The following is a 24,827-nucleotide window of genomic DNA, read 5'->3' as shown; positions in this document are numbered from 1 at the left end:
TTACAGGTCCTCCCCGGCAGCGATCCCTTTCACCACGTCCAACGCGCTACGTACCCCATCCTCGTGAAAACCGTTGTACCAGTAAGCTCCACAGAACCAGCTCCGTTGGTGGCCGTTAATCTCGCCGCGGCGCGACTGGGTGCGCCAGCTTTTCGGGTTGAACAGCGGGTGCTCGTAGACAAAGCGTTTCCAGACATAGCGCTCGTCCACCGGCGTTTCCGGGTTCAGGGTGACGCAGAACAGGGGGCTACCCTCAGGTAACCCTTGTAAGATATTCATGTTGTAGGTGACGCCGGCGCTGGCCTGGTCCCGTTCGCTCAGGCGATAGTTCCAGCTTGCCCAGGCACGCTCGCGCACCGGCAGCCAGCGTGGATCGCTGTGCAAAACCACCTCGTTATGCTGCCAGCTAATATCGCCCAGAACCTCGCTTTCTGCAGGAGTAGGATGAGCAAGCATCGCCAGCGCCTGTGGGGAATGGCAGGCGAAGATCACTTGGTCGAACGTGTGGCTCGACTGCGCAAGCTGGATTTCAACGCCCCCGTTGTGGCGGATGACCTGCTGCACCGGAGCGTTGAGGCGCAGGGTCAGGCGGTCACCCAACTGGGCCAAAATGGCGCGAACGTACTCGCGAGAACCGCCGGGCACCACATACCACTGCGGACGGTGAGTAACGTCCAGCAGGCCGTGATGCTCAAAGAAGCGCAAAAACAGCGGAAGCGGGAAGCGGCGCATCTCCTGCAGTGACGAGGACCAGATGGCAGCCCCCATCGGCAGGATATAATGACGCGCGAAAAACGCGCTGAAGCCGTGCTGTTCGAGAAAAGTCTCCAGCGTGGCATTTTCGTTAACATCGCCCACCAACGCCTCTTTTGCCAGGCGGTTGAAGCGTACAATATCTCTCAACAGCCCCCAAAACGCCGGATTAACCAGGTTACGACGCTGTGCAAACAGCGAGGTGAGGGTGTGGCCGTTGTACTCAAGCCCGCTTTGCGGATTATGCACGGAGAAGCTCATCTGCGTTTTTTGCCCGCTGATGCCCAGCTCGCTGAGCAGACCCATAAAGCGCGGATAGGTACGGTCATTGTAGACGATAAACCCGGTATCGATGGCATACGTGCCCTGCGGCGTGGTCACATCCACCGTGGCGGTATGCCCACCCACAGTGGGTTCCGCTTCGAAAAGTGTGACCTGATGATGTCCGGCCAGCCTCCAGGCGCAGGTGAGCCCTGCGATACCGCTGCCGATAATGGCGATTTTCATGAGCGAACCATCCTGCGCAACAGCCTGCGCTGAAGGAAATTCGGGAGCCCTGAAAGCAGCTTCATGACCAGGCTGAATCCGGTGGGAAAGGCGATGTGCTTTTTCCCTTTCGCCAGCCCGCGACGGATCGCCTTCACGGCATCGTCGACGCTCACCTGGCTGGGCATGGCAAAATCATTTTTACGGGTAAGCGGCGTATCTACAAAGCCCGGTGAGACAACCGTGACGGCAATGCCTTTAGGCTCCCAGTCAAGGCGCAGGCTATTGGCAAACCAGGTGAGGGCGGCTTTTGACGCGCCATACGCCTCTGCTCGTGGGAACGGCAGCCAGTGCGCCATCGAACTGACCAGCGCCACGCGACTTCCTGGAAGAAGCAGGGTCTGAAGTGCGGCCAGACAGTTCACTGGCCCCAGGAAGTTGGTACTCATCACTCGTTCCACCAGAGCGGCATCCACCACACCCTGCTTCAGGTATTCGCAGGTTCCCGCACAAAGAACGATCAGATCGGCACTGCAATCTGCAAGCGCCAGACGGCAGGCCTCCCTGTCCGTCATATCGAACACGCGTAACCTGATATTCGGGCTGTACTGTTGCAGTGCTTCCAGCCTGGCCCGGTCTCGCCCGCAGGCAATGACGTGGCAGCCGTCATCGGCCCAGGACTTCGCGAGCCCGGCACCAATGCCGGAGCTTGCGCCGGTGATGAGGACAGTCATCATGAGCGCATTCTCCTTTTAACACTTCGCACCGCCCAGCCAAGAAGGGGAAGACGCTCGTAAATCATCTCCCCGGCATCGTAGTAATCGCGCTGGCGAATAATCAGGTTATCCTGCACATCGACGATTGAACATCCTGCGAGGACTAGTGTTTCTCCCCCTGAAATCCGCGGGTGAGACCAATGCATTGCCCAAGTTACGGCAAAACGATGGCCTTCGCAGAGGGGGTATCGATGGTAAAGCGGCAATGCTTTACGTTGGCCAATAGATGAGTGAAGTAACGCTGGATCGACAAAAGACCCTGATGCTCACCAAACGGGTCGCTCAGCCTGGCATCAGCATGATAGATCTCCGCCAACGCAGATGGCGGCTGGTTATCCAGCTTGCTGTAATAATCAACAAACCGGGTAATGATGGATGGCATAGAGCTCATGAGCCTCACCTGGAAGTGAACAACGTAGCGTTATTGCATAGTTAAAACTTACACAATTATTTATGTTTGTCCAACTTTGGAGGGGTGATAATTATTTTCTCAGTAGCTTCAACGTATTAAGTTTGCATGCTCATGCTGTTAACTGCGCAACATGAGCATGCTTTATCTTTAACTTCCTTTGTAGGTCGAGTATCCATACTGGCTTAACAGCAGTGGGATGTGCAGTTTTTCATTGGTCTTGGTGACGGTGAACATCACCGGGATCTCCGGGAAGAACGACGTTTGCTTCTGTTAGTGGAAATAGTCACCGGTTTTGAAGGTCACTTTGTAAATTCCCGGCAGCATATCCTTGTCCTGTGGATAGAGAGATTTGATACGTCCGTCTTCGTCCGTTTTACCGCTAGCCAGCGTGACCCTGCTGTTTTGCTGCTCTTTTTCAAGCGTGACGGTAACATTCGGCGAGGGAATACCTGTCTGTTGGTTCAGAATATGGACGCTCAGCGTGCCAGCAGGGGCACTGAAAGCGGCAGGAGCTGTTGCCAGAGAGGTTAACAGAATAAGACCGGTAGCTTTTATCATCATGATTTCCTGTAGGGGTTGAAACAAACAGGAAAAAGGTAGCATCCCGGTGAAAAATAAATATTCAAACTTTTATGATAATTAACGGAAGAACAACGTCAAAGTGTAATGACCTCAAGAGATATCACCTGTTGTTGCCACAGTTCAATCTGTTGTTTGCGGGCGGGGGTGAGTTTACCTGTCATGACAAGCAGCCATTTTCGTTCAGGAAACAGCTCCGGAGCCAGACTGGCAGGCGGAACGGGAAGGACATCAATGTGCTGTCCTTGACCAGTACGCCTGAGCGCTTCCAGCCAGATTTCGCACGGGTCTGACAGGTACCAGCCGGTGATCAGATAGTTATCCCCTGCCGCTTTTTTGTCCCTTTCGAGGCAAAATGAGGTGTAGGAAATGATAATGCCATCCAGGATCTCGCGCAGGGTCATCATCGCCGGAATATTGGCAGAGACTTTACTGCGCAGCGGGCGCAGCACTTCCTTGACCAACTCCGGGCGAGGATACTCGCGGCCAGAAGCGTAAATCTGCTGGCGCAGCGATTCGATTTTTCCCTCTTTAAGCAACTGCAGCATTCTCTCTTGCAGAGTGTGCCAGTTGTTTGTCTGACCTTCTGTCGGGCGAGCCAGCAGGGGTTTCACCTGGCTGATGGTGACCCCTTTTTTACCCAGTCGAGAATTTTGAGCGCCTGCTGGACATCATCATCACTGTACTGGCGATGTCCACCATCGGTGCGCATCGGTTTGAGCAGGCCGTAACGACGCTGCCAGGCGCGTAATGTGGTTGCGTTTATTCCGCAAAGCCGGGCAAATTCGCCGATAGAGTAAGCCATGAGAGACATCCGATAACAAAGAACACTTTCAATATACTACGCATAATGCCGGCTTGAATGAAGTGTCGGGCGTTTGCACGACACTTTACTCCCAACCGTGCCTCAAACCTCAACTTCACCAATTCTTTCCAACGTATCCACAATCAGATTGAACAGGCGGGGTATTATGAAACAGCCCACCATAAGAAGCTGATGAAAGACATTAAAGGGGCGATACGCGAAGGGCGAGTGATAGCCGTCTGTGGCGTGGTCGGGAGTGGCAAAACGGTCACCCTGCGCCGCCTACAGTAGCAACTGATGGATGAAAACAAAATTATTGTCGCCCGTTCCCTGTCGGTAGATAGGCACAGTGTCCGGCTCGCAACGCTGATTAACGCCCTGTTTTACGATCTGGCGCAGGATAAGCAGGTGCAGATCCCCAAACAAGGTGAACGCCGCGAGCGGGAACTGCAGGAACTGGTCAAAAAAGGTAAGCGCCGGTTGCACTGTTTGTTGATGAGGCGCATGACCTGAACGGTAATACGCTGACGGGTCTCAAACGGTTGATGGAAGTGGTTGAAGATGGCGGTGGCCGGTTATCTGCCGTTATACCGCATCCCTCGACCACAATCCCGACTCAATCAATGCACTACATGCCATAGCCCGGAAACCTCTGTCTTCATGTCATAGCTCATCACACGCAAAGCTTTGTTGACGGTATTCTCGCTCACCGCGTAAAATTTATTGCAAAAAATAAGCAATGGCATAATGCAACATCACCACTGGTGATAGTGGATTTGTAAGATCGGTTACTACGAAACAGGAAGGTTCGGAATGACTCCTCCATGTTCCAAGCTATCGATGTAATCGGCGTACCACTGCATCATATTTCGCCGTTGGTCGAGATACAGGGCGTGGTTATACGTACCCCGGATGCTGTTTTTATCCACATATGCTAACTGAAGTTCAATCCAGACCGAGTTAAAGCCTTTCTCATGTAAGAGGGTACTTCACGTATGTCGAAACCCGTGGCCGGTTGTTCTCCCTTTATACCCCAAGTCATAAAGCATGTGGTTAATGACCGCTTCTGCACGAGGTTTATCCAGGGCATCACGTCCCGGCAATAACAAACGGTGCCCGCCTGTTAGATTCTGAAGTTGCTTGAGTAACGCAATCACTTGAGAAGATAGCGGTACCAGATGAGGGCGTCGCATTTTCATCTTCTCTGTCGGTATAATCCATATCGCATTCTCCCAATCAAACTCATCCCATTCTGCCAGTCGTAACTCCATGGTACGAACTCCCGTCAGTAACAGTATCTTGGTCGCAATCTGCAATACCGGGTTGGCCTCATAAGCTGATAGTGTACGAAGAAACTCGGGCAACTCTTCTTCTTTCAGATGCGGCAGGTTGTCGGAAACCGGGGTTTTAAGCAGTTTGGCTAAATCACTGGCCGGATTGGAATTGACAAGTTCAAGCGCCATGGCGTAAACAAAGATTTGGTGGCAGTGCTGACGAACTTTACGTAAGCGAACAAACACCCCTCGTTTTTCCAGTCGCCGCAGTACGTCAAGTAATAGCCTTGGGGTGATATCTCGAATGGGGATTTTACCAATATGGGGAAAGACATCATTAACCAGCCCCGATTTGACATCATAGGCGTGAGTTGCTACCCAGTCACCAGACTGTTGTGATTTGTAGTTAAACCACTCCATGGCGATGGTTTCAAACGTATCTTCATGATGCTGTTTCTCAGAAATTCGAGTGGTCCGTTTCAGCGTGTTGGGATCTTTGCCTTCAGCGAGCTGTTTACGGGCATTCTCCCGTTCGATACGTGCCTGTGCCAATGAGATTTTGGGATAGACACCGATAGCCAGCTTTTTCTCTTTGCCATAGATTCGATACTTCATACGCCAGTATTTGGCTCCGTTGGGTTTGACCAACAGGTAGAGCCCGTTACCATCATAAAGCTTGTACTCTTTATCACTGGGTTTTGTGTTCCTGATATCCAATGCACTCAGACTCTTGGCAGGTTGTCATGACATGAGAACCTCGGGTAGAAATGATGTTTAGGGCCCCCATTTAGGCCCCCAGGTAGTTGTTGAAACAGGGTAACGCCAGTTGAACTTTGTTGACAATGAAAATTCATAACCAGTTATAAAATAGAGTTAAAATATCAGATGTGTTGAATTGTGTGGAGCTGTGTTGACTTGATGTTTGCTTCCGTACAGGCAGCTTAGAAAAGAATCAGTCACTCTTTTGAACCTGTCATGCGGTTCACTGCCGCTCAGCCCTGTTCCAGCGGCAATACATCCAGCGGTTTTACCTCGCGCAGGACAAAGCTGGTTTGCATCTCTTTAATGCCTGCCAGCCTGCGCACTACTTCCATGGCAAAAGTGGAGAAACTGTCGAGGTCTTCAGCAACGACTTGCAACAGAAAATCGGCATCGCCTGCAATCGCGTAGCAGGCGACTACCGGCTTCAACTCACCAACCTGCCGTTCAAACCGCTGAGCTTCTTCCTTGCTGTGGCTGTCAATTTTGACGCGGATAAACGCCATCAGCCCGAGCCCGGCTTTATGGCGATCTATCTTGGCCTGATAGCCGGTGATCACGCCACTTTCCTCCAACTGCCGGACTCGCCGCCAACAGGGGAAGTCGCCATGCCGATCTTATCTGCCAATTCCTGATTGGTCATGCGGCCTGCATGCTGTAATTCTTTGAGAATACGCAAGTCTACCGGTGCGATTTTTGAAATTGACATATTTTACCCAATTTAATTTTATTCCAGGTAGAGTCTACCAAATAACAGGGATTCTACACGCTAAAAGAAAGCACTTTTCAGTGAGCCATTGCTATGCTCGTAGGCAGAAAACACTCACAGAAAGGAACCGGCGAATGTCAGAAAAAATGCGGCTTGCCATCATCGTGAACCCAGAGCTTCCGTTGGGATTATTAGCTAACACCGTCAGCGCGATAGCCATCGGCATGGCGGCAAAATTTCCTATGTTGGCAGGGACAGCGCTAAGCGATACCAACGGCAACCGAATTGATGTCAGTTCTAAATATCCGGTGCCGATCCTGCAAGGTGATGCAATACAGATAAAGGCGCTCATGCTCAAAGCATTGCAGTCGGCAGGTGAACGCGCTGTCGTGCCATTCCCTGCTTTTGCCCGCTCCCTGCATGCTTTTGAACAATACGAACAGGCATTTCCAGAGCGAGATCTTACCGAGGAACTTATCGATGGGGTGGGTCTGGTGGGTCCGGATAAGTGGGTAAAATCTTTGACGGGTAACTTGAAGCTACTGCGCTAATTTGGGCCCCAATGGGCGCTTTCGCGCCCAGGGAGTTACTACCCAAATAAATCAGACTTTTTTATCGGCCAGCTCAAAACGAGGTGAGACGATGCCGTACAGTGTCCAACCAAGGAAGGTGGCAATCGCGCCCCACATCATCGCTTCTTCACCAGAACTGTAGAGCGCATAGAAGCTGTACAGAGCACCAATTCCGGCGATCACGTTGGCGATGCGTGCCTTGTTCTCCGGTACTTTTGCCACTTTCTGGATGATGACCAGCGCCGCCATCGACAAGATGTACGGGATGATATTGGTCACCACCGCCAGGTTAACCAGCACGTTGAACTGCTTGTTCAGCGATGGGCTGATGGTCATCAACGACATCACGCTCTGGATAATCACAATGGTCAGCATGCCCTTAACCGGTGCATCGGCTTTACTGACCTTGGAGAAGATTTTCGGGAAGAAACCGCTGTCGGCAGAAGATTTAAACACCTGTGCGATGGTGAACTGCCAGCCGAGCAGTGAGCCAACGCAAGACATCACCATCAGCGCCATGATGATTTTACCCACCGTCGGGTTGAACATATGCGAGAACGCCAGCCCGAAAGGCGCGGTGGAGTTGGCCAGATCCATATTCGGTACAATCCCGGCGATCACGTTGGTGGAAATAATGTAAATCACCGCTGCACCCAGCGTGCCGCCCAGTACGGCGATAGGCACGTTACGTTCCGGGTTCTCAACCACGTCAGTATTGGCGCAGGCAGATTCCAACCCCAGAAAGGCCCATAAGGTCATTGAGATAGACGCCCCGACGGCTTCAAAAGTCGGTACTGCGTGCGGGTTCCAGGCCGCCATATAGGCCGTGCCACTGAACCAGTACCAGCCGATAATAGAGATGCCGACCACCGGGATGATCACCCCCAGACGGTGATGCCACTGATCTGCCCGGTGATGCGTGCACCACCGAAGTTGGCCACGGTCGCCAGCCACAGCACGGCGATAGTGGCAATGCAGATGCCCAGTGGTGTCAGGGCTACGCCGAACAGCTCGGTGCCATAACCCACGGCAGAAATAGCGATGGCGATATTGGCGATCAGCAGCGAAACGCCATAGGTGTAGTTGGCCATAAAGTTGCCGGACTTACCGAAGGCATACTCGGCGTAACCGCCCATCCCACCGGATTTGCGGCTGAACATGCCGCATTTGGCAAAGGCATAGGCCAACGCCATGGAACCCACCGCAGTGACCAACCAGGAAACGATAGAAATAGTGCCGACTTCCGCCAGCTTGGTTGGCAGCATAATTATGCCGGAACCCATCATATTGACCGCAGTCAGGATCGTTAATTGAACGACCCCCATTTTATTATTGGATTTGCTCATGACAGTTTTCTCTTGTATACCCCGCGAATTATCTTCAATCTGATATTCGAGAGTATTTATATTTGCGGCGGCAGCATACTGCCGCCTCCCTGTAAGGTAATTAAGCTTTCATGACATAACCGTAAGCCCGGTTCCAGCCGTCTTCATCTTGCTGGATATAAACGCCTTGTAATTCAGGGGCGAATCCCGGTAATAAGTTGATGCCTTCTTCCAATGCCAGGAAATAGCGCTGCGCAGAACCGCCCCAGATTTCTCCAGGAACCACACAAAGCACGCCCGGTGGGTAAGGTAAAGCACCTTCAGCCGCAATTCGCCCTTCGGCTTTAGCCAGAGAAACTAATTCCACCTTGCCACGGACAAACTCGGTATTGGCCGTTTGTGCATCCATCGCCACGCGGGGGAAATAGCTTTTACGGAACATCTCTTTCTGCAGTTCTTTCACGTTATAGCTAACGTATAAATCGTGCATCTCCTGGCAAAGCTGGCGTAGGGTATAATTCTGGTAGCGCTGTTGGTTATTTTTATAGACCGTCGGCAACACTTCACTCAGCAAGGAATCTTGTTCAACGTGTTTTTCAAAGCGGGCAATCAGCGCCACCAGGTGCTGCATTTTGGCGTTATCTTCCGCCGGGGTAAGCAGGAACAGGATCGAGTTGAGATCACATTTTTCCGGTACTATGCCGTTCTCGCGCAGGTAGTTGGCCAGAATGGTGGCCGGAATACCAAAGCTGCTGTACTCCCCGCTGGCGGTATCGATCCCCGGCGTGGTTAACAGCAGTTTGCATGGATCGACGAAGTATTGTGATTCTTCATAACCTTCGAAGGCGTGCCACTTTTCGCCAGGGACAAAGTTAAAGAAACGCAGATCGTTGGCCATGATCTCAGTGCTGTAGGATTGCCACGCCTTGCCGTCGATCTGCTCTGGCACGAAGGGTTTGATCATTGAGCAGGTTTCCAGCAGCATCTTGCGTGCTTCAATACCGATGCGAACGCACTCTTTCCACAGGCGTTGGCCGCTTTTGCCTTGGTGCATTTTGGCATTGACATCCAGCGCGGCAAACAGCGGATAGAACGGGCTGGTGGAAGCATGCAGCATAAAGGCGTTGTTGAAACGCTTATGGTTGCAGTAGCGATCCTGCCCTTTGATGTGCTTGTCTTTTTTATGGATCTGCGACGTCTGCGAGAACCCGGCCTGCTGTTTATGCACCGATTGGGTAACGATAATCCCCGGATCGTTTTCATTCAGTTCCAGCAACAGCGGCGAGCAGTCTTTCATCATCGGAATAAACTGCTCGTAACCAACCCATGCGGAGTCAAACAGGATGTAGTCACACAGGTGGCCAATCTTGTCTACCACCTGGCGGGCGTTATAGATGGTGCCGTCATAAGTTCCCAACTGGATAATCGCCAGGCGGAATGGGCGTGCTTCCCTGGCGCGCTCCGGGGCAACTTCGCTGATTTGCTGGCGCAGATAGCGTTCTTCGAAGCAGTGAGCATCAATCCCGCCGATAAAGCCGAACGGGTTACGGGCGGTTTCCAGGTAGATCGGAGTCGCACCGGCCTGGATCAACGCACCATGATGGTTGGATTTATGGTTGTTGCGGTCAAACAGCACCAGATCGCCACGGGTCAGCAGGGCGTTGGTCACCACCTTGTTAGAAGCCGAGGTGCCATTAAGCACGAAGTAGGTTTTATCGGCATTGAACACCTTGGCGGCATGTTTTTGTGCATCGCAAGGCGCACCTTCGTGGATCAGCAAGTCACCCAGTTTGACGTCGGCGTTGCACATATCGGAACGGAAGATGGTTTCACCATAAAAATCAAAGAACTGGCGGCCAGCCGGATGCTTGCGGAAGAACTCCCCACCCTGGTGGCCTGGGCAGGCGAAGGTCGCGTTACCCATTTCGACATATTGGGTCAGGGTATTAAAGAACGGTGGCAGCAATTCGCTTTCATATTTTACCGCCGCGGCCTCTAACTGCTTGCCGTAAAACTGGATATTATTACCGCAAAGCTCAAATACCCCCTGCAGTGCCGGTAATACGGCGTTATCCAGCTCCTCTTCACAGCAGACCGCCACAAAGATCGGGATATTCAGGCCGGTTTCTTCCAACTGCGCCACCATACCCTGCTGCACGTCATCAACGGAAAGCACAATGGCGGCCACGTCATTGAAATCACTGTGATGTACATCGGTAATATCACGAGCGGTTTCAAAGCAGGAAAAGGTTTTCTGATTAGCAGCAATTTTTAATTTTTTCATTTTTCTCATTCTTCAGACGAAAATATCCCGTCGGCAAATAAATGCGTTGCCGAAAAATATTTCCGTTAAAATAAAGGTATGCAATATCGCAGTAATGTTTATCTGACATTACCCGGTTACGGATTTATTTTTACGAAATAGTTTTCGCTCTTATGCGAAGTTGCAGAGAGTTCGAATTAACCCTGTCTTGATTAAAGACAAAGTGATGCCGTCGCCATCAGGCGCATAAATTTATTTTTTGGCATAAGACGTTCTGCACTGCACAATAAGAACGCAGGAGAGGGGAAGGTTATCTGAAGTTAAAGAAGGCAAAGCTAAAGCAACTACGATGAGCCATCATCATAATATGCGTAGTTCGTCGGATGTGCGCCATTTTTCGATTATTGTTTTCCATTTCTAATCCACCTGTTTTAGTGAAAAGATGGCGCCATTCTAGCGAATAAAACCGCAAAAAATGTGATTTTTATCACGCAAATAGCGGATTTTATACGTAAATATTCACTTTATATTCATTGAGGTGAATAGATATGGCTTATGGCGTTATTTTGGAATGTGAATTAATTGATACAAAAGGATCTGCCGCCCAGGTAAATTTTGCTTAAGCTAACCCCGGTTTGGGAAACGGTCTGCCACTATGGGGAGGGAATAACCATATTATGGCTAAGATGTTTGTTATTTGTTATTGCGCGAATGTGGTTTGATTTGCATATTAATGCAGTAATCAATTATTAATATGCTACTTTGGAGTTAGTCCTAAATTGTCGCCAATTGTGACTGCCTTCAAATGCGGGGGTAAGATAGCGCAGGCGAAGAGGAGAACTTACGTTGAACCAGACCGAAGATCAGCTGCATATTATCCGTTTTCTCACCAGGCAGCATGTACTTACGCTTTGCGCCGGTAATGGCCTGGAGATGTGGTGCGCCAACTGCTTTTATGTGTTTGACGCCGAGCGCATGGCGCTGTGGCTGATGACCGAGCCGCACACCCGCCACGGCGGCCTGATGCAGCAGAACGGCCAGGTCGTCGGCACCGTTGCCCCGCAGCCAAAAACGGTTGCCTTGATTAAAGGGGTGCAATATGCCGGTAAAATCACGTTGCTGGAGGGCGATGAAGCGCTGCTGGCGCGTGCACGCTACTGTAAACGCTTTCCGGTAGCCAAGGTGATGAAAGCCCCTATTTGGCAGATCGGTTTGCAGGAAGTGAAAATGACCGATAACACCTTGGGCTTTGGCAAAAAGCTGCACTGGGTGCGTTCGCGACCGGATTAACCAGAAAAAATACATTATCTGTGGCCGAAATTAAGGGATTAGGGCATGCGAAACAGAGAGATAGCAGTATTCATGTTGATGGGCGCCTTTATTCCCTCCGCGCAGGCGCAAGACAGCGGCGTTTCTTTTAGTCATAAGAACTGGGAATTGGTTTGTGATAACACCCATACCTGCCGCGCTGCGGGTTACGCTGAGGATGAAGGGGAGTCCGGTGGTTCCGTCCTGCTCACGCGCATTGCAGGCCCAGGGACCGTGCCAACGGGTGAGGTGACCTTGGCAGATATAGAGTCTGATGGTTCAACCCCGGTGGCCAAACTGACGCTGTGGATTAATGATAAGCCGCTCGGCTCGCTCAAACTGGCAAAGGATGGCGATTGGCAACTGTCAAAAACCCAGACCCTGGCGCTGATCAACGCCGTCAAAGGCCGCGGCAAAGTCGAATTTAAAGGTGGCCCGGCTCCTTTTGTGCTCTCAGGTGAAGGGGCGTCGGCGGCATTGCTGAAAATGGACGATGTTCAGGGGCGCATCGGCACGCCAGGCGCAATGACTAAAAAAGGCGACCAACCGGAAGCCACAGTGCCAGCCGCGATTGCTGCCCCGGTTATTCAGGCGGTGAAGGTGGCTAAAGCGCAGGCGCGCCCACTTACTGCAGCAGAAATCGCCGCGTTGAAACCAAAGCTGTTGGCAACGTTGCAGCAGGATGATTGCGAACGCATGCAGTCCCCTCAGGATAACGGCGAGCAAGGTGAGGGTGGCATCACGCTGACTCCATTGGATAAAGACCATGCGCTTATCTCTGCGCTGTGTTGGCGGGCAGCCTATAACGAAGGCTATGGTTACTGGGTTATCGACAGCGCGTTGAACACCCCCCGGTATTGGTGACAAATTCCGCTTCGGACTATGGCGAAGGGGAGATTTCAATGGCCCAGAAAGGCCGGGGCCTGGGGATTGCTGGGGAATGGCCAGTTGGGTGTGGGAGGGGAGGTGTTCCGTAAAAGCAGAGAATCCACCACCGGTATGTGCCGTTATATCCGCTTGGGCGGAACCTGGGATCTACCGACCTTGGTTACCGACGTTAAACCCGCACGGTGAGGCGCCATGATCAAGCTAAAACCCCTCAGCTATTTTAAAGCGGTGGTCGAACAAGGTTCGGTTTCTGCGGCGGCAGACGTGCTGTATATCGCCCAGCCGCCGCTCAGCAAGGCCTTGTCGCAGTTGGAAGAGCAGTGGGGGTAAAGCTGTTTGAGCGCTCCAGCCGGGGGATGGCCCCGACAGAGGCTGGGCGTTATCTGTATCAGCGCGCCTGCCATCTGCTGCAAATGGCGGCGGACGTGGAAGAAGAAATGCAGGCCTTTGGTGAGGGGCAACGGGGCGTGGTGCGCATTGGTACCGTTTCGATGGGTATTCCAAGGGTTGCGCAGATGATGCAGAGGTTACGCCAACAGCGGCCTGAGCTCAGCTTTTCGCTGTACCAGGGGGATACACGGCATCTGGAAGAGTTGCTGGATAAGCAACGTATCGATCTGGCATTGGTCCACTTACCCCTGACCATCAACGAGGCCGATATCGCCATCACTCCCTTGGCCCATGCCAGCTTCCGGGCGTTGTGCCATCCGGATTCCCCCTTGGCGCAGCATGCCACGCTGAGCCTGAAGCAGTTGCAGGCCTGGCCGTTGACGCTGTTGCGGCGCAAATCGGGGTTCGGGGTGTATGAGCAGGTGCTGCAAAGCTTTGCCAAACAGGGGTTGCAGCCGCAGGTGTTTGCCGATGCCAGCGATGTACCGATGATGCGCTATCTGGCACAGCAGAATATGGCGATCGCGCTGTTACCCATGTTGCCAAAGGAACAGGTCTGGGAAGGGGTGGTGGCGATCCCGGTTCCGGAACTGGACGCGGTGGCCGACGATCTGGTGATGCTGTACCGCACGCAGCAGGAAACCCGTTCTGCACTACGTGCGGTGGTGGATTATTTAAAGCACACCGCCAGCTTACTGCCTGAAATAGCGAATAATTCAGGATAAAGCAACGGGTAACGCCGCCTCTCCCCGAAGGAAGGGCTAGCGGCGTTTACGTTCAGAGATCGCTGGCATGACCCCAAAATTCGCCATCTCTGCCGGGGCAAATTTAAAGTTGGGGGGTACTTGGCCGGGTCGGTAATGAAATCCGGCTCGGTGCTGCGCCAGGTAAAGAAGCAGGTTGGGCAATGGAACACCGTCCAGGCGCCCGCTACCGGTGAATGGCTGAGAGCTTCCGGCCCGGCAGACTCGCAGCGCGGGCATTTTTCAGGGTACTGATTCATGAGATTCTCCTTAATGGCCCGCTTTCGCCGTTTCAATCAGGGTTTGTAATTTTCCGACCCACTCGTTGGTGGTGATCGGATCGCTAAGCTCCTGTGAAAAGTGGCCGTGCTCCTCCGGCGTCTTTGGCGTGGTGGCATCAATGATCACTTTGCTGGTCATCCCGGCAGGTTGAGAAGCCGGATCCAACGGCAGGATCGACAACCCCGGCACCTTGAGCAGATCGTAATCCGGGTTGAACTTGGTCGAGATCGCCCACATCACCTGCGGCAGGTTAAAGGGATCCACCGTCTCATCCACCACGATCACCATCTTGGCGTAGCCCAGGCCGTGTGGCGTGGTCAACACGCGCATCCCCACCCCTTTGGCAAAGCCGCCAAAACGGGTTTTGGTCGCAACGATCACAATCAGCCCGTGGGTATAGAGCGCATTCACTGCCACCACTTCCGGGAAAGCCTGCTTGAGCTGCACGTAGAGCGGCGCACAGGTGTTGATCCCCATCAGATAGTCGATCTCGGTCCACGGCATGCCAAGATAGAGATGTTCAAAGATCGGTTTACGGCGATGAGAAACCTGGGTGATCTCCACCACTGGCATGCGGCGCCCGCCGGAATAGTGGCCGGTAAACTCACCGAACGGGCCTTCGGCTTCGCGCACTCTGGAGAGGATCTTCCCTTCCAGCACAAACTCCGATCCCCAAGGCAGATCCAGGCCGCTGAACTCACTGTAAACCACCGGGTAAGGCTGGCCGTTGAGCGCCGCCGCCATGGCATATTCAGACTGATCGTAGAGGATCGGCATCGCGCCAACCGTGCTGATCATCGGATCGTTACCTATGGTGATGGCGATCGGCAGATCGACCCCCAGTTCTTCCGCACGTTGCAGATGAATGGCAATGTCGTGGGCTGGTACCGGTTGCAGGCCAAGACGATTACGCCCCTTTACCTCAATGCGGTAAATGCCGACGTTCTGGCTTTTTTGGTTATCTTCAATAGAGGGATCGCGTGAAACCACGCTGGCTTTATCGATGTAGAAACCGCCGTCGCCGTGATTGAGGCGGAACAAGGGGAGAATATCGAACAGGTTGATGTCTTTATCAATCACCACTTCCTGCCAAGGCGCAGTGGCGCGATGCTCCACTTCACCGGGGTAGTTTTGGTAACGGCGGACAAACTCAAAGAACTGGCTTTTCAACGGCGTATTTTTGGGCATATCCATAGCGATCGCCAGATTGGGCCAGGAGCCATGGACGTTCATGGCGATGCGCGCATCGTGGTAACCGTGGATATTTTCGAACAGCAGCGCCGGAGAGTTTTCACCCAGCTTGCTGGCAGCACAGGCCGCTGCCGAAATATCCGGCTCGGGTTTAACCTGTTCCTCAATGTGTAACAACTGCTGTTGTTGCTCCAGCGCAGCCAAGTAGCTGCGTAAATCGAGATAAGGCATGGCGATCTCCGGTAGAGTCCAAGAAGAGATTTTCCCCATTGTCTGGCGTAGCCAGCGGCAGGAAAATGACTTAAAAAATATCGGGGTATAGCTTTTCGGTATGGCTATACTTTGGGCGAACAGCGTAGAGAGAAAGGAGATCACATGGCACGGGTATTGATTACGGGCGCCAGCGGGCTGGTGGGGGGCGAACTGCTGCATTTGCTGCAAGCGGATATGCAGATAACCGATATTGTGGCCCCCACACGCACAGCACTGCCGGTACATGCCAAACTGCAAAACCCGGTCGGCAACGATCTGCAACAGTTGTTAGCGCAGTTGGCACAACCGGTAGATGTGGTGTTTTGCTGCCTGGGCACCACGCGCAGCCAGGCAGGCAGCGCCGGGGCTTTCCGGCATGTGGATTATCAGCTGGTAATAGACACGGCACTTGCCGGCCGGCGGCTTGGTGCGCAGCACTGCCTGGTGGTGAGCGCTATCGGTGCCAATCCGCGCTCCAGGTTCTTGTATAACCGCACCAAAGGGGAGATGGAGCAGGCGCTGCGTGAACAAAACTGGCCACGTTTGACGCTGGTTCGCCCTTCAATGCTATTCGGCTCCCGCGCCAAACCTCGTTTACTGGAGCGGCTAAGCCAGCCGCTGTTTAGCCTGTTGCCTGGCAAATGGAAAGGTGTTGCCGCCAAAGACGTGGCGCAAACCCTGCTGACACAGGCGGTTAGCCCCGGCAGCGGGGAAAAGGTGCTGGAGTCTGATCGGCTGCATTGCTCGCACCGTTTATAGCCCGACGCTGAGATTATCGAAGGCCAGCTCCATACCGGGTGGCAGTTCGTTTGCCATCAGCCATAAATCAAGATGATGGCTGATGTGCGTCAGCAGCGTGCGTTGTGGTTGCAGACGCTGCTGGATCTCCTGGGCGCGAGGCAGGTCGTTGTGGTTACGTGGCGCGTGCGCTTGCGGCGGCAGGCTGCAATCCACCACCAGTAAATCGATATTTATCTGTTGCAGATAGCGTGCGGTTTCAGGCGGCAAGCCGACGGTATCGGTCAGATAGGCCAAGGCCTTGCCTGGGGTCTGGATCAGATAACCGTGGGTAAGTTTGGAATGTATCAAAGGTAAAGGCGTCACTTGCAGCCCGCCTAATTCTACCGTTTCAAAGGGTTGCAACGGGGGTTGGAAAGCCAGAATACCGGGGTGTTTGAACAGATCGTCACAGCCCTGTTCGTCTGCCGGGCCATAGACCGGAATGGAATTTCCGCAGCCCCAGCGTAAAGGAAATAACCCCTGAACGTGATCCATGTGGTAATGTGTCAGCAAAAAACGTTGAATTTCCCCCGCCGCAAAACGCCTTTCCAATGAGTTCAATCCCGCATCCAGTAACGTCGTTTCCCCCAGATAGTTAAGCATGGCGCTGCATGGCCGCCGTCGGAACGCAGGTTCACGCCTGGCACGCTGGCATACCAGACAGCCACAGCCAAAGACGGGCACCTGTTGAGCGCCGCCCGTACCAAGAAAGGTCAGTTGCATGATATTTTCCTCCTGCTGGTTTTCTCTAACCCCTTGTTTATTCGAGGGGAGCCCATTTGTTTCTCCGCTCCCCGTGGCGGAGGGTTTATAAAACAGCGCCTTGTTGCTGTTTCCCGGTCAAGATCAGCAACGCATTGAGCGTATGCGCAAGATCGCCGTTGTTATCCAACAGGCGACAACCGGCTGGCAGGGTCTGCTGATAGTCGGCTGCGCGCACCAGCCGTTGCTCGATCTGTATCGGGGTTTCCCGCCCGCGCTGTTCCAGCCGCTGGCGCAGCACGCCAGGGGAAACCTGCAGACAGACGGGCATCAACTGCGCACCATAGCGCTGTATCGCCTGGGGCAGGTGAGCGCGGGAGCCGTTCACCACCACATCGACCCCTTGCAGCAACCAAAGATCGACCTCAATGCCAAAGGCGTAATGTTGCCCGTGGGCCTGCCAATCCAGGGCGAATAGCCCTTTGGCCCGACGGCGCAAGAACTCCTGTTCACTCAGCGCAATATGATTCTCGCAGCCTGCATTGGCCGGGCGGGTAATGTAACGGTGCGCCACCAGCGGTCCGGTGCGGGTTTCTGCCCGTAACCGCTCGAGCAGGCTGTCTTTACCCGATCCTGACGGGCCCATCAGGTAGATAAGATAGGCCATCAGAATACCTGCTTGCCCTGGCGCCAGACGTTTTGCACATAGATATGCTCACCGTGCGGCTTTGCCAGCACCAGATCTGCCCGCAGCCCTTCGGCGATCAGGCCGCGATCCTGTAAACCTAACGCACGGGCCGGGTTACGCGTGATTAATCGTACTGCCTGCGGCAGCGTGAAGGTATTTCGCTGGTCTGCAGCGAGGCGGAAAGCCGCATCCAGCAGGCTGGCAGGGTAGTAATCAGAAGACAGAATATCCAATACCCCCAGGGCTGCCAGATGATGTGCCGCCACGTTGCCGGAATGAGAGCCACCGCGCACGATGTTCGGCGCGCCCATCAACACCTGCAAACCTTGCTGATGTGAGGCCCGAGCGGCGGTTTCGGTGGTCGGGAATTCGGCAATCGCGCTGCCCAACGCGCAGGACTCGGCAACGTGTTCGGCGGTAGCATCGTCGTGGCTGGCGAGTGAAATATTGCGTGCCCGGCAGTGGGCGGCAATCGCCGCACGGTTTGGCGCCGACCAGCGGCCAGCCAGCGCGATTTGCTGCTGTTCAAACTCGTTCATCTGCTGGTCATTGAGGTGATATTTGCCCTGGTAATATTCACGGTATTTGGCGCTGGAGGCGAACTGGCGCTGGCCTGGCGAATGGTCCATCAGCGAAACCAAAGACACGCCCGGTTTTTCCATCAGCTGTTCGAACAGCGGCAGGGTGCTTTCATGGGGCAACTCGCAGCGCAGGTGCAGCCGGTGTTCAGCCCGGTTTACGCCCGCAAGCTGGCTGTGGATCACCGCGTCGATCATTTTTTGCAGGTTTTCCAGCCGGTGCCCGCCGTCGCGTACGTCACCAATCGCCACCGCATCCAGCACCGTCGTGATGCCGTTGGCCACCATCAGAGCGTCGTGGCTGCTCATGGCTGAATGTGCTGGCCAGTCGACGTTTGGGCGCGGGGTGAAAAACTTGTCCAGATTGTCGGTATGCAGCTCAATCAGCCCCGGCAACAGCCAGCCCCCTTCGCCATCCAGCGCCTGCGGCAGCTGGCTTGGCTTCTCGGCAAAACTGCGGATCACGCCCTCGGTCATTTCCAGCGAGCCTGCAACAACCTGGTCTTCCAGCACCAGTCTGACGTTATTGATAATCATGGTGTCTCCAGAAGCTGTGGGGCCTGCATGGTATGTAAGCGGTCGGCGACCTGCTGGCGGGTACCTTCATCATGGAAGATACCGACGATGGCTGCGCCCCGCTGTTTGGCCTGTTCGATCAGGTTAACTACCGCAGCGCTGTTGCGGCTGTCGAGAGACGCAGTCGGTTCGTCCAACAGCAAGATGGGGTAGTCCTTGATAAACCCACGGGCGATGTTTACCCGCTGTTGTTCGCCGCCGGAAAAGGTCGAAGGGGCCAATTGCCACAGGCGTTGCGGCACGTTGAGCTGGCTGAGCAAGGCTGCGGCCCTTTCGCGGGACTCACTACGCTCGACGCCAGATTCCACCAGGGGTTGCATCACCACCTCTAAGGCACTGATACGCGGGATCACGCGTAGAAACTGGCTGACCCAGCCGATGGTGTGGCGGCGTACCGCCAGGATTTGGCGTGCCTCGGCCCGCACCAACTCCAGCCACCGATCCTGGTGCTCAACCCAGATATGGCCGCTGTCTGGCTGATAGTTGGCATACAAAGAACGCAGAAGGGTCGATTTTCCGCTGCCGGAATGGCCGTGCAACACGACGCATTCGCCGCTGTTGACGGTCAGGCTGGCATCATGCAGCACTGGCAGGCGGGTACCGTGCTGTTGGTGCAGCACAAAGGTTTTGCTCAGGTGTTCAACCCGGATTTTAATCGTCATCATGTCACCTGTGTTACGAAAGTACCGAAGAGACCAGCAACTGAGTGTAAGGATGATGCGGATCGTCCAGCACCCGATCGGTGAGGCCGCTTTCCACGACTTCGCCTGCCTTCATCACCAGCAAACGGTGCGCCAGCAGGCGCGCAACCCCGAGATCGTGGGTGACAATCACCGCCGCCAACTGCATTTCCACCACCAGATTACGCAGCAGATCCAGCAGGCGTGCCTGTACGGAAACGTCCAGCCCGCCGGTCGGCTCGTCCATAAACATCAGCTTCGGGTGCGTTACCAGGTTACGGGCTATTTGCAGGCGCTGCTGCATACCGCCGGAGAAAGTGGTGGGCAGATCGTCCAGGCGGGAAACCGGGATCTCCACGTCTTCCAGCCATTGGCTGGCCTGCTGGCGGATCTCGCCGTAATGGCGCTGGCCGATAGCCATCAGGCGTTCACCGATATTGCCACCGGCAGAAACCTGTGGCCGCAGGCCGTCGAGCGGGTGCTGATGCACCACGCCCCATTCGGTGCGCAACAGGCGGCGGCGATCGCTTTCCGCCATGGCATACAGATCTTGCTGCTGCCCGGGCTGCGGGCGGTAAAGGATTTGCCCCTGCTGCGGTGCCAGCCGGGCAGAAACTGATTTCAGTAGCGTGGTTTTACCCGAACCGGATTCGCCGACGATGCCCAGCACTTCGCCGGGATAGATATCGAACGACACATTACTAAAACCTTTGCCCGGTGCGTAAAGATGGGTGAGGTTGCTGACTGTCAGCAACGGCGTAGAACTCAACGGAACAGAAGTCATCAGCGCGCTACCTCTTGGTTTAATTGTTGCTGGCAGAAATCGGTGTCTGAGCAGACAAACATCCGGCTGCCTTGATCGTCGAGCACCACTTCATCCAGGTAGCTGTGGCGCGATCCGCACAGGGCACAGGGCTCATCCCACTGTTGTACGCTGAACGGGTGATCGTCAAAATCCAGGCTTTCGACCTTGGTGAAAGGGGGCAGGGCGTAGATACGTTTTTCGCGCCCGGCCCCGAACAGCTGTAGCGCTGGCATCATGTGCATCTTCGGGTTATCAAATTTCGGGATCGGCGAAGGGTCCATCACATAGCGATCGTTAACTTTTACCGGATAGGCGTAGGTGGTGGCGATATGGCCGTAGCGGGCGATATCCTCATACAGCTTCACCTGCATCACGCCGTATTCTTCCAGCGCGTGCATCTTGCGCGTTTCGGTTTCTCGCGGTTCGATAAAACGCAGTGGTTCCGGGATCGGCACCTGGTAAATCAGGATCTGATCCGTCTGTAATGCCGTTTCCGGTATGCGGTGGCGGGTTTGGATCAGCGTGGCCTCTGGCGTGCGCTCGGTGGTTGCCACACCGGCCACGCGTTGGAAGAAGCGGCGGATGGAAACCGCGTTGGTGGTGTCGTCTGCGCCCTGGTCGATCACTTTCAGCACGTCGGCGCGGCCAATGATGCTGGCGGTGATCTGGATGCCGCCGGTGCCCCAGCCATAAGGCATCGGCATCTCGCGGCCACCGAATGGCACCTGATAGCCGGGGAGCGCCACGGCTTTAAGGATAGCGCGGCGGATCATTCGCTTGGTTTGTTCATCCAGATAACCGAGGTTATAGCCGGTTAATACTTCACTCATGGCGGGCCTCCTGCACGGCGGCAGATGCCTGTTGCAGGCGTTTAAGCAGTTCCAGTTCGGCCTGGAAATCGACGTAGTGCGGCAGTTTCAGGTGGGAGACAAAACCGGCGGCTTCCACGTTATCGGCATGGGCTAACACAAATTCTTCGTCCTGCGCCGGTCCTGCCGCTGTTTCGCCGTATTCGGCGGTTTGCAGGGCGCGATCCACCAGCGCCATCGCCATGGCTTTACGCTCGGAGCGGCCAAACACCAGCCCGTAGCCACGGGTAAAGTGGGGCGGGCGATCCTGGGGGTCGACAAAGCCGTTGACCATCTCGCATTCGGTCAACAGGATCTCGCCGATATCTAGCGCGAAACCCAGCTCTTCCGGTACGATCTCCACCGAAACCCAGCCGCTGCGGATCTCCCCGGCGAACGGATGGTTACGGCCATAGCCGCGTTGGGTGGAATAACTCAGTGCCAGCAGGAAACCTTCATCCCCACGCACCAGCTGTTGCAGGCGTGCCGAGCGGGAACAGGGGTAAACCGGTGGGTTGCGGGTAATGTCGTCCGGCGTGCTGCCATCATCCACTTCCGCCGGTGCCAACTGCTGCTGCTCAAGCAGGCTAAATACATGGGCGCAACTGTCTGGCAATGGCTCATCGGCCTGTGGCGCCGGGGGCGTTTCACCTTCTGCCAGCAAGGTAAAATCCAGCAGGCGATGGGTATAGTCGTAGGTTGGGCCAAGCACCTGGCCGCCGGGCAAGTCTTTGTAAACCGCCGAGATCCGCCGTTCCAACCGCATATTTCCGCTAGCCAGTGGCTCGCTTATCGCCAGGCGGGGCAAGGTGGTGCGATAGGCGCGCAGCAGAAAAATGGCTTCTACCAGATCGCCGCTGGCCTGTTTGATGGCCAGCGCGGCCAGTTGGCGATCGTAGATACCGCCTTCGGTCATTACCCGGTCTACCGCCAACCCAAGCTGTTCACCAATCTGTTCTACGCTGAGTGCGGGCACACTGTGCTCGCCACGGCGCAGGTTTTCCTGCAATTGATGGGCTGCCTCAATGGCTTTTTCGCCCCCTTTTACCGCAACGTACATCAGTACTCCTCCACGTGGGTGGTTCTTGGCAACGCCAGCAGGCGCTCACCGCAGGTCAACACAATGTCCAGCCCTAGCGGGAAGCGCTGTGGCCGTTCGAGCAAGTAATGCAGTAGCGCAGGCGGTAGGCATGGGGCGATTTCCCGTTGATTTTCAATGCCGGGGCCGGAAAGACGCAGTTTTTGGCCTCCTTCCAGCGCGACAATCTGCACCACCAGCGTGGCGCTGAACTCCGGCGAGATTTCACTGCCGTGCGGCAATGTGGCCAAGTCAGCCGCTTGCAACTGGCTATCCCACAGGGCCAGGCAGATATCTGCTTGCCGGGTAGCCAGCGGGGCACCGGTATGGAAACGAATGTTAGTTAGCACTTGCTCACTTTTAAATGCTTCACAGAGCTGAAGCGGTGTTTCCTGATCTGCCAGGGTCAGCAGCATCGCAGTGCTGGCGGCGTTCAATGCACCCCAGACCGGGCTATCTGGCAACGTAACCGTCACGCCCGGTTCGCTTAATGCTTTTAAAATCAAACGGAAAGTATGTTGAGATTGTTCAATAGGTTGGTCAAAACCGGCCAAAAGCGTCATGGCTTAATCCCCTCGCACCAGCGTAAAGAAATCCACCCGGCTGGTCGCGATTGCGCGGGCACGTAACCGGTGCTGCTCCTGTTGTAATGCTGCCAGCGGTTCGATCAGTTGCTGTTGTAGTAACTCATGGCTGCCCGGCTGTTGCAGCAGGGCATCTATCAGCGCGCACAGCTCGGCATGGGCCTTATCGCGCCCGGTGATATAGCTGTAACCCTGGCCGCCATTTGCCAGTTGCACCACCGCACGGGTCACGGTCATATCACCCAGCACAAAGCGGCGGCCGGTGGCCCCCATTCTCCCCAGCAACTGCGTCAGGCCAATCTCCGGTGCGCGCAGGCGCTGGTAGACCGGGTTGAGGTTCAGCGCCTGCCAGTGGCTGCGCACCTCGGCTGGCTGGCTGTGCGCCAGTACCGACATCCAGCGCTGTCTCTGCTGTAAGCTTTGCATTCAGTGCTCCATCGTCAGTTCGAGCATATCGGCGCGGGCCAGGCTGACGGAGTATTCCGCCACCAAATCGCTGCCGGTACAGGTATTAAGGGTGCGCACGCAGATCAAGGGGGCGTGGGTCGCTATCTCCAGCAGACGACTCTCTTTGGCCTGCGCCCGGCGTGCGCTGATGCGGGTCTGGCGGCGGGTCAGAGGTTGGTGGATCTGCTGTTGGATAAATTCGTGCAAGGAGCCGCTGTGAAACTGTTGCAATGCGGGCCACCAGTCCAGATCGGGCAGATAATGGTCAATCACGCTCAGCGGTACGCCGTTCACCCGACGCAAAGTACGCAGATGAATCACGGTTTCGCCTTCTTCGCGGCAGAGCGCAGCGGCAACATGCCCATTGCACGGGCGTAATACTGCGAGTAAGCGCTCACTGGTGGGGTGGCTACCCTGCTCCAGCAGGTTCTGGCTGAAACGGGTATTAGCATGCAGCGGATAGTCGTATGGGCGCATCAACACCAGAATGCCGATGCCATGGCGGCGTTGTAGCCAGCCCCGCTCCACCAACTCATCTACGGCCCGGCGCAGCGTGTGGCGATTCACCTGATAACGTTCGGCAAGCTGTTGCTCGGAAGGCAGATAATCCCCAAAACGATATTGGCTGCGCAGTTCTTGTTCCAACTGGGCGGCGATTTGCTGATAACGTGCGGGGTAACTGGTCGGATGTCTAGATAAGTGCATCATAGCTAAAACCTCGACACTTCGGTCAGGGAAGAAAGTGAGAAAGCGATGAAAGGAATCATGATCGGTACTCGGTAACAACGTTGCGCTCATGGTGCCTAGGGCAGATGACAGTCTCGTGACGCGCAGGTGGCGGAGTGATGAACAATTTGGGTCAGGGAGATGATGCTTTAGCGTGCTGTAAAGAGGGGGTGCTGGTTCGCCAGAGTTGAGTGAAAAAACAGCAATAAGGCTTATTTTGTTGTCACAAACGTGCTAACGTTTAGGCATGTCGAAGACGGAGCATGTAGGAATTTTGAAGATGGAAAGCCGTATCCAGTTTCGCATTGAAAATGAAACTAAACTGTTGGCACAGAAAGCCGCCGAAGCGAAAGGGACAACCTTAAGTGAAGCCTGCCGACGTTTAGTGCAGCAAATGGCGGACGATCAGCGTGCTGCCGAAGAACACGAGAACTGGCTGAAAGATAAGGTTGATGCTGCCTTTGCCCGTTTGCATGAAGGAGAGGCGGTTTATCTTACCCAGCGGCAAGCTGAAGAGAGGATGGGCGACTTTAAAGCCAAAGTCAGGGCGAAATACGCACTCAAGTAA

Annotated in this window: 22 protein-coding genes and 9 pseudogenes; 8 read left to right on the top strand and 23 right to left on the bottom strand. The window is 54.7% G+C overall.

What is annotated here, in order from left to right:
• The 5 genes and pseudogenes from ACQ86O_RS02415 to ACQ86O_RS02395 form a co-directional block, all read right to left on the bottom strand.
• Entirely contained in the window at positions 1-1,260 is a 1,260-nt protein-coding gene (locus ACQ86O_RS02415; RefSeq protein WP_431223994.1) for an NAD(P)/FAD-dependent oxidoreductase, read from the bottom strand.
• Positions 1,257-1,976, bottom strand: a complete 720-nt coding sequence (locus ACQ86O_RS02410) for an SDR family NAD(P)-dependent oxidoreductase (RefSeq protein WP_431223993.1) — start codon at positions 1,974-1,976, stop codon at positions 1,257-1,259. The genes ACQ86O_RS02415 and ACQ86O_RS02410 overlap by 4 nt, the downstream gene beginning before the upstream one ends.
• A pseudogene (locus ACQ86O_RS02405) lies at positions 1,973-2,406 on the bottom strand (nuclear transport factor 2 family protein). The gene ACQ86O_RS02410 and the pseudogene ACQ86O_RS02405 overlap by 4 nt, the downstream one beginning before the upstream one ends.
• Before the next feature lie 168 nt (positions 2,407-2,574).
• Positions 2,575-2,985: pseudogene (uraH, locus tag ACQ86O_RS02400) on the bottom strand (hydroxyisourate hydrolase).
• 98 nt (positions 2,986-3,083) lie between these two features.
• Positions 3,084-3,811: pseudogene (locus ACQ86O_RS02395) on the bottom strand (MerR family transcriptional regulator).
• Between the two features lie 135 nt (positions 3,812-3,946).
• Here ACQ86O_RS02395 and ACQ86O_RS02390 point away from each other — a divergent pair.
• Positions 3,947-4,410 (top strand): annotated as a pseudogene (locus ACQ86O_RS02390) (AAA family ATPase); the annotation flags it as partial.
• Here ACQ86O_RS02390 and ACQ86O_RS02385 read toward each other — a convergent pair.
• From ACQ86O_RS02385 to ACQ86O_RS02375, 3 pseudogenes are all read right to left on the bottom strand, one after another.
• Positions 4,400-4,521, bottom strand: a pseudogene (locus ACQ86O_RS02385) (tyrosine-type recombinase/integrase); the annotation flags it as partial. The pseudogenes ACQ86O_RS02390 and ACQ86O_RS02385 overlap by 11 nt on opposite strands.
• 81 nt (positions 4,522-4,602) lie before the next feature.
• Positions 4,603-5,811: pseudogene (locus ACQ86O_RS02380) on the bottom strand (tyrosine-type recombinase/integrase).
• A gap of 266 nt (positions 5,812-6,077) precedes the next feature.
• Positions 6,078-6,553: pseudogene (locus ACQ86O_RS02375) on the bottom strand (Lrp/AsnC family transcriptional regulator).
• Between the two features lie 134 nt (positions 6,554-6,687).
• Here ACQ86O_RS02375 and ACQ86O_RS02370 point away from each other — a divergent pair.
• Positions 6,688-7,104: a DUF2000 domain-containing protein gene (locus ACQ86O_RS02370; RefSeq protein WP_431223992.1), complete on the top strand. Its 417-nt coding sequence runs from the start codon at positions 6,688-6,690 to the stop codon at positions 7,102-7,104.
• A gap of 51 nt (positions 7,105-7,155) precedes the next feature.
• Here the strand turns inward: ACQ86O_RS02370 and potE are convergent.
• The 3 genes and pseudogenes from potE to speFL all read right to left on the bottom strand — a co-directional run bounded on the left by potE (position 7,156) and on the right by speFL (position 11,128).
• A pseudogene (gene potE, locus ACQ86O_RS02365) lies at positions 7,156-8,471 on the bottom strand (putrescine-ornithine antiporter).
• Positions 8,472-8,571: 100 nt separating this feature from the next.
• Positions 8,572-10,734: an ornithine decarboxylase SpeF gene (speF, locus tag ACQ86O_RS02360; protein ID WP_431223991.1), complete on the bottom strand. Its 2,163-nt coding sequence runs from the start codon at positions 10,732-10,734 to the stop codon at positions 8,572-8,574.
• A gap of 289 nt (positions 10,735-11,023) precedes the next feature.
• Entirely contained in the window at positions 11,024-11,128 is a 105-nt protein-coding gene (gene speFL / locus ACQ86O_RS02355; protein WP_112363015.1) for a leader peptide SpeFL, read from the bottom strand.
• A gap of 431 nt (positions 11,129-11,559) precedes the next feature.
• Here speFL and ACQ86O_RS02350 point away from each other — a divergent pair, with 431 nt between their 5' ends.
• From ACQ86O_RS02350 to ACQ86O_RS02335, 4 genes and pseudogenes are all read left to right on the top strand, one after another.
• Positions 11,560-12,003, top strand: a complete 444-nt coding sequence (locus ACQ86O_RS02350) for a YhbP family protein (RefSeq protein WP_431223990.1) — start codon at positions 11,560-11,562, stop codon at positions 12,001-12,003.
• 72 nt (positions 12,004-12,075) lie between these two features.
• Positions 12,076-13,095 (top strand): annotated as a pseudogene (locus ACQ86O_RS02345) (DUF1176 domain-containing protein).
• A 6-nt stretch (positions 13,096-13,101) separates the two neighbouring features.
• On the top strand, positions 13,102-13,239 hold the full coding sequence (locus ACQ86O_RS02340; protein WP_431223989.1) for a LysR family transcriptional regulator: 138 nt from the start codon (positions 13,102-13,104) through the stop codon (positions 13,237-13,239).
• Positions 13,230-14,024, top strand: a complete 795-nt coding sequence (locus tag ACQ86O_RS02335) for a LysR family transcriptional regulator (RefSeq protein ID WP_431223988.1) — start codon at positions 13,230-13,232, stop codon at positions 14,022-14,024. Before ACQ86O_RS02340 ends, ACQ86O_RS02335 begins: the two co-directional genes overlap by 10 nt.
• Here the strand turns inward: ACQ86O_RS02335 and ACQ86O_RS02330 are convergent.
• On the bottom strand, positions 13,970-14,302 hold the full coding sequence (locus ACQ86O_RS02330; protein ID WP_431223987.1) for a non-oxidative hydroxyarylic acid decarboxylases subunit D: 333 nt from the start codon (positions 14,300-14,302) through the stop codon (positions 13,970-13,972). The two genes, ACQ86O_RS02335 and ACQ86O_RS02330, sit on opposite strands and share 55 nt — an antisense overlap.
• A gap of 10 nt (positions 14,303-14,312) precedes the next feature.
• Positions 14,313-15,746 (bottom strand): non-oxidative hydroxyarylic acid decarboxylases subunit C, encoded by a 1,434-nt coding sequence (locus tag ACQ86O_RS02325; RefSeq protein WP_431223986.1) that lies wholly within the window; start codon positions 15,744-15,746, stop codon positions 14,313-14,315.
• Positions 15,747-15,890: 144 nt separating this feature from the next.
• Between ACQ86O_RS02325 and ACQ86O_RS02320 the strand changes: the two genes are divergently transcribed.
• On the top strand, positions 15,891-16,526 hold the full coding sequence (locus ACQ86O_RS02320) for an NAD(P)H-binding protein (RefSeq protein ID WP_431223985.1): 636 nt from the start codon (positions 15,891-15,893) through the stop codon (positions 16,524-16,526).
• On the opposite strand, the gene phnP is transcribed toward ACQ86O_RS02320, so the two are convergent.
• From phnP to phnF, 10 genes are all read right to left on the bottom strand, one after another.
• On the bottom strand, positions 16,521-17,270 hold the full coding sequence (gene phnP / locus ACQ86O_RS02315) for a phosphonate metabolism protein PhnP (RefSeq protein ID WP_431223984.1): 750 nt from the start codon (positions 17,268-17,270) through the stop codon (positions 16,521-16,523). The two genes, ACQ86O_RS02320 and phnP, sit on opposite strands and share 6 nt — an antisense overlap.
• Before the next feature lie 85 nt (positions 17,271-17,355).
• Positions 17,356-17,916, bottom strand: coding sequence for a ribose 1,5-bisphosphokinase (phnN, locus tag ACQ86O_RS02310; protein WP_431223983.1), 561 nt, complete (start codon positions 17,914-17,916; stop codon positions 17,356-17,358).
• Positions 17,916-19,052, bottom strand: a complete 1,137-nt coding sequence (gene phnM / locus ACQ86O_RS02305) for an alpha-D-ribose 1-methylphosphonate 5-triphosphate diphosphatase (protein ID WP_431223982.1) — start codon at positions 19,050-19,052, stop codon at positions 17,916-17,918. Before phnM ends, phnN begins: the two co-directional genes overlap by 1 nt.
• Positions 19,049-19,753 (bottom strand): phosphonate C-P lyase system protein PhnL, encoded by a 705-nt coding sequence (phnL, locus tag ACQ86O_RS02300; protein ID WP_431225631.1) that lies wholly within the window; start codon positions 19,751-19,753, stop codon positions 19,049-19,051. Before phnL ends, phnM begins: the two co-directional genes overlap by 4 nt.
• A 13-nt stretch (positions 19,754-19,766) precedes the next feature.
• A complete protein-coding gene (gene phnK / locus ACQ86O_RS02295) occupies positions 19,767-20,555 on the bottom strand; it encodes a phosphonate C-P lyase system protein PhnK (protein WP_431223981.1) in 789 nt (262 codons plus the stop codon).
• A complete protein-coding gene (locus ACQ86O_RS02290; protein ID WP_431223980.1) occupies positions 20,555-21,406 on the bottom strand; it encodes an alpha-D-ribose 1-methylphosphonate 5-phosphate C-P-lyase PhnJ in 852 nt (283 codons plus the stop codon). The genes phnK and ACQ86O_RS02290 overlap by 1 nt, the downstream gene beginning before the upstream one ends.
• The gene (locus ACQ86O_RS02285; RefSeq protein WP_431223979.1) at positions 21,399-22,484 is read right to left on the bottom strand and encodes a carbon-phosphorus lyase complex subunit PhnI; all 1,086 of its coding nucleotides are present in this window, start codon (positions 22,482-22,484) and stop codon (positions 21,399-21,401) included. Before ACQ86O_RS02285 ends, ACQ86O_RS02290 begins: the two co-directional genes overlap by 8 nt.
• Entirely contained in the window at positions 22,484-23,065 is a 582-nt protein-coding gene (gene phnH, locus ACQ86O_RS02280; RefSeq protein WP_431223978.1) for a phosphonate C-P lyase system protein PhnH, read from the bottom strand. The genes ACQ86O_RS02285 and phnH overlap by 1 nt, the downstream gene beginning before the upstream one ends.
• A gap of 3 nt (positions 23,066-23,068) precedes the next feature.
• The gene (gene phnG, locus ACQ86O_RS02275; RefSeq protein ID WP_431223977.1) at positions 23,069-23,512 is read right to left on the bottom strand and encodes a phosphonate C-P lyase system protein PhnG; all 444 of its coding nucleotides are present in this window, start codon (positions 23,510-23,512) and stop codon (positions 23,069-23,071) included.
• Positions 23,513-24,238: a phosphonate metabolism transcriptional regulator PhnF gene (gene phnF / locus ACQ86O_RS02270; RefSeq protein WP_431225630.1), complete on the bottom strand. Its 726-nt coding sequence runs from the start codon at positions 24,236-24,238 to the stop codon at positions 23,513-23,515. It lies immediately after the preceding gene.
• 301 nt (positions 24,239-24,539) lie between these two features.
• Here phnF and ACQ86O_RS02265 point away from each other — a divergent pair, with 301 nt between their 5' ends.
• A complete protein-coding gene (locus ACQ86O_RS02265) occupies positions 24,540-24,827 on the top strand; it encodes a type II toxin-antitoxin system RelB/DinJ family antitoxin (RefSeq protein ID WP_431223976.1) in 288 nt (95 codons plus the stop codon).

Origin of the sequence: Serratia sp. L9 (genome assembly GCF_050632285.1) — a bacterium.
Classification (GTDB): domain Bacteria; phylum Pseudomonadota; class Gammaproteobacteria; order Enterobacterales; family Enterobacteriaceae; genus Chania.
This window is presented reverse-complemented; position numbering and strand designations above follow the sequence as displayed.